This is a genomic window from Mesorhizobium sp. M7A.F.Ca.CA.002.09.1.1, assembly GCF_003998555.1.
GTDB classification, from domain to species: domain Bacteria; phylum Pseudomonadota; class Alphaproteobacteria; order Rhizobiales; family Rhizobiaceae; genus Mesorhizobium; species Mesorhizobium ciceri.
The window spans coordinates 1-3,912 of sequence record NZ_RZRR01000539.1 but is presented as its reverse complement, the minus strand read 5'-3'; the positions used below and the strand labels follow the sequence as shown (position 1 = coordinate 3,912).

Here is a 3,912-nt window from a genome sequence, read left to right as displayed (position 1 = left end):
TTGTCTGACGGAGCATCAAACGAAAAACCCGCCTGTGCGGCGGGTCACCGGCGCAAATCAGCACCATGGACGAATATGTACCTTAGCTGAGGGCAGGTGTCAAGAAAAAATTCCTATCGGGAACAGCTGCCGGCACGAAAAGCTCCGGTGGGAACTTCAATTCGACTGCGGATCCGGCTTCTTGAGCAGGCCTTCGAGCAGTTGCTTGAACGCCGTCACCACCTTCTTGGACGTCGCTTCGGGGTCGTCCGAATTGGCGATCCGTTGCGCTGCCTGGCTGCTCGCTCCGTTGATCAGTCGCGAGGCCGTCTCGGGGTCGAGGCTCGAGACAACGACCCCCTCCTCCTGCAGCGCGGTCAGATGGTCGGTCATTGACACGATGCACGCACTGGCATTCGGCCATTGCGCTGGATCCCCCAGCACGGCCGGGCCATCCCGGAACATGATGCGCTGGATTTCCGGCTCCAGCGCCATCTCGATATAGGTCGAGCACTCGTCGACGAAATGCTGCCAGCGGGTCGGCGCTCTCGACGCGACCTCATTGATGCGCGCCGCCATTTCGCCGTCGATCTGGGCTATGACCGCCTGCAGCAGCCCCTTCTTGTCGCCGAAATGATGATAGAGCGCGCCGCGCGTCAGCCCGGCCGAAGCGGTGAAATCATCCATCGAGGCTTCCGCATAGCCTGTTGTGCCGAAGGCATGGCGGGCCGCCGCGATCAGCTTTGCGCGCGTCTCGGCGATCATCTCCTTGCGGGGTCTGTGCATGGCTTCTGGCCCTATTCACATACGTAACGTATGCCAATTGACATACGCGGCGTATGCTCTATTTAACAATCATACGCTTCGTATGTAATTGCCGAATCGTCCTTTGTCGAGGAACCACCCATGCAAAATCCCTATGCGGAAATCTTTCGTGCCCCCGGAACCAAGGGCTTTGCGGCCGCCGGATTCATGGCGCGCCTGCCGATCGCCATGGCGCCCATCGGCATCGTGGCGATGCTGTCGCAGACGCGTGGCGAATACTGGCTGGCCGGAGCCGTCTCGGCAACATACGCGCTGGCCAACGCTTTCGTTGCGCCGCAGATATCCAGACTGGTGGACCGCCTGGGCCAGACACGGATCGTCGTGCCCACCACCATCATCGCGGTGCTGGCTTTCGCCGTCCTGATAGCGGCGGCCAACCAGGACTGGCCGGTGTGGACGCTGTTCGTGTCGGCCTTACTGGCCGCGGCCATGCCAAGCATGCCGGCGATGGTGCGGGCGCGCTGGACAGAGATTTTCCGCGGACGGCCGCAGATGAACACCGCATTCGCCTTCGAGTCCGCGGCCGATGAACTGGTCTATATCGCCGGGGCATCGCTATCGGTCGGTCTCAGTGCTGCCCTGTTCCCGGAAGCCGGCGTTCTGGTGAGCACATTATTTCTCGCATTCGGATCAGCGGCCTTCATCCTGCAACGCTCGACGGAGCCGCAAGTGCGGCCGGTGGACCATGGCTCAAGCGGCTCGGCGATCCGCCTGCGGCCGGTTCAGATCATCACCTTCGCCCTGATCTTCATCGGCGCGACCTTCGCGACGACGGAAGTCAGCACCGTGGCGATCACCAAGGAGCTTGGCCAGCCCGGCGCCGCCAGCCTTGTCATCGGCGTTTATGCGCTGGGATCGTTCGTGCTCGGCATCATCGTCGGCGCGCTCAGCCTGAAGGCGCCGCTGCAACGCCAGTTGGCCATCGCAGTCGCCCTCGTCGCGCTCGGCACGCTGTTGCCGCTCACCGCCGACACCGTGCCACTGCTGGCGCTGACCGTGTTCATCAGCGGCGTGGCGATCTCGCCGACCTTCATCACCGCCTTCGGCCTGATCGAGCGGCATGTGCCGGAGGCGATGCTGACCGAAGGCATTACCTGGGTCATGACCGGCATCGGCATCGGCATGGCGCTCGGCTCGTTCGCGGCCGGCGCGGTGGTCGATGCGTTCGGTGCCCAGAACGGGTTCTGGGTCTCTGTGGCTTCAGGCACGATCGCGCTGGCCACGGTGCTGCTTGGCCAGCGCAGCCTTGCCACGGCTGAGTGCGAGACGGACGGATGCGAAGCAGCCGCGATTGCTGCGGAATAGTTCCGGCGCGCCCGGGCCTTAGGCCGGGCGCGCCGCTCTAGGCAGCCGGGCCTGAAATATTGACTCTTCTTGGGTGCGCCAATGCCAAAACTATCGTTGGCGCCCCGTGCAGAATCACCTCTTTTTCGAAGACGAAGCCACATTTCTCCAGCACCCGTCGCGAAGCCGGATTGGCGGGGCGGACGAGGCCGACAACCCGATCGGCACGCAAGGGGCCGAACGCGGTGCGCAGTGCTTCCGTCACCAATTCCGTGGCATAGCCATGTCCCCAGCTCGCCGGATGAAGATGATAGGACAGGTTCAGACCGTCGAAATCCGCCGATACCGTGACGCCGCCGAAGCCGACCAGCTTTTCATCCGCCTCGACCGCCCAGCGGCCAAAGCCGTGCTTGTGCCAATGACCGATGTCGCGCGTCAGCCGCGCGGCGCTCTGCTGGGCTGTATCCGGGACAGGGCCCGGACGATGCGCAACAAGTTCCCGGCGCGAAAAGAGATCGATCAGGAAATCCAGATCAGCCTCTTCTGGGCGGCGCAGCAAAAGCCGCTCGCTGCGCTGGCTGGAAGGCAGGGACGCATTCATCCGTCTTCTCCGGCAACCGGATCGACGGGAGGCTCAGAGGATCTCGGTCTTGGCGATGTGGATGCCAAAACCTTCAAGGCCGACATAGTGGCGTTCGCGCGAGGCGATCAGGTTGATCGAGGAGATGCCGAGATCCTTGAGTATCTGGGCGCCTAGCCCGATCTCGCGCCACTCGTTTTCACGGCGGCGCGCCTCTTCGTGATCCTCGCGGTCGCCGCTTGCCGGCCGCTTGCGCTCCTGATGCGCAACGCCGACGGAGCCTTCTCTGAGATAGACGATGACACCGCGCCTGCGCTCGCCCATTGTCTTCATGATGGCGTCGAGCCGGTGGCTGGTGCCGAAGACATCGGTCACCACATCCTCCGAATGCAGACGCACCGGCACGTCCTCGCCGTCACGAATGTCGCCGAAGACGATGGCGACGTGATGCATGGAGTCCCACGGCAGCGTGTAGGTGAAGACCTGTGCCTTGCCGCCGAGCGTGTCGATTTCCGAGCAGGCGACGCGTTCGACCAGCGTTTCCTTGCGCTGCCGGTAGGCGATGAGGTCGGCGACCGAAACCTGCTTGAGGCCATGCTCCTCGGCGAAAGCCTGCACCTGCGGACCGCGCTTGACGGTGCCGTCATCATTGACCAGCTCGGAAATGACGCCAACCGGCGGCAGGCCGGCGAGCTTGCACAGATCGACCGCTGCTTCGGTATGGCCTGAGCGCATCAGCACGCCGCCTTCGCGCGCGATCAGCGGGAAGATGTGGCCGGGGCGGACGAAATCCGAGCCACCGACATTGCCGTTGGCAAGATTGCGAACGGTCAAAGTGCGATCTTCGGCCGAGATGCCGGTCGTGGTGCCATGCTTGAAATCGACACTGACGGTGAAAGCGGTGGTGTGGGCGGAATCGTTGTCGGCGACCATGGGGGCAAGGTTCAGCCGCTTGGCTTCTTCGCGCGGCATCGGCGTACAGACGATGCCGGAGGTGTGGCGAACGATGAACGCCATCTTTTCGGGCGTGCAGTGGACAGCGGCGACGATCAGGTCGCCCTCGTTCTCGCGCCCGTCATCATCCATGACGACGACGATCTCGCCGCGTTCGAAAGCACGCAGGGCTTCGACGATTTTCTTCTGGTCGTAAGGCATAAGTGCTCGCTTTGCTCGCAGGGGAATAAGGGAGTAGGGCAGTAAGGGAGTAGGGAAAAGCAAAAAGATTTGGCCGGCCGGGCTAAGAG

Annotated in this window: 4 protein-coding genes; 1 reads left to right on the top strand and 3 read right to left on the bottom strand. The window is 63.0% G+C overall.

Translation table 11 applies throughout. From position 1 onward, the window contains the following. Nucleotides 1-156: 156 nt before the first annotated feature. The gene (locus EN994_RS21495) at nucleotides 157-765 is read right to left on the bottom strand and encodes a TetR/AcrR family transcriptional regulator (RefSeq protein ID WP_013532796.1); all 609 of its coding nucleotides are present in this window, start codon (nucleotides 763-765) and stop codon (nucleotides 157-159) included. 120 nt (nucleotides 766-885) lie between these two features. On the opposite strand from EN994_RS21495, the gene EN994_RS21490 reads away from it, so the two are divergent. Beyond that, entirely contained in the window at nucleotides 886-2,109 is a 1,224-nt protein-coding gene (locus EN994_RS21490) for an MFS transporter (RefSeq protein ID WP_063167668.1), read from the top strand. A 37-nt stretch (nucleotides 2,110-2,146) separates the two neighbouring features. On the opposite strand, the gene EN994_RS21485 is transcribed toward EN994_RS21490, so the two are convergent. After that, nucleotides 2,147-2,689 (bottom strand): GNAT family N-acetyltransferase, encoded by a 543-nt coding sequence (locus tag EN994_RS21485; protein WP_063167667.1) that lies wholly within the window; start codon nucleotides 2,687-2,689, stop codon nucleotides 2,147-2,149. Nucleotides 2,690-2,722: 33 nt separating this feature from the next. After that, nucleotides 2,723-3,823 (bottom strand): 3,4-dihydroxy-2-butanone-4-phosphate synthase, encoded by a 1,101-nt coding sequence (ribB, locus tag EN994_RS21480; protein WP_013532799.1) that lies wholly within the window; start codon nucleotides 3,821-3,823, stop codon nucleotides 2,723-2,725. Nucleotides 3,824-3,912 lie beyond the last annotated feature (89 nt).

Coding starts and splice junctions, on each gene's coding strand:
- EN994_RS21495 (WP_013532796.1), bottom strand. CDS start 765: ATGCACAGACCCCGCAAGGAGATGATCGCCGAGACGCGCGCAAAGCTG.
- EN994_RS21485 (WP_063167667.1), bottom strand. CDS start 2,689: ATGAATGCGTCCCTGCCTTCCAGCCAGCGCAGCGAGCGGCTTTTGCTG.
- EN994_RS21490 (WP_063167668.1), top strand. CDS start 886: ATGCAAAATCCCTATGCGGAAATCTTTCGTGCCCCCGGAACCAAGGGC.
- ribB (WP_013532799.1), bottom strand. CDS start 3,823: ATGCCTTACGACCAGAAGAAAATCGTCGAAGCCCTGCGTGCTTTCGAA.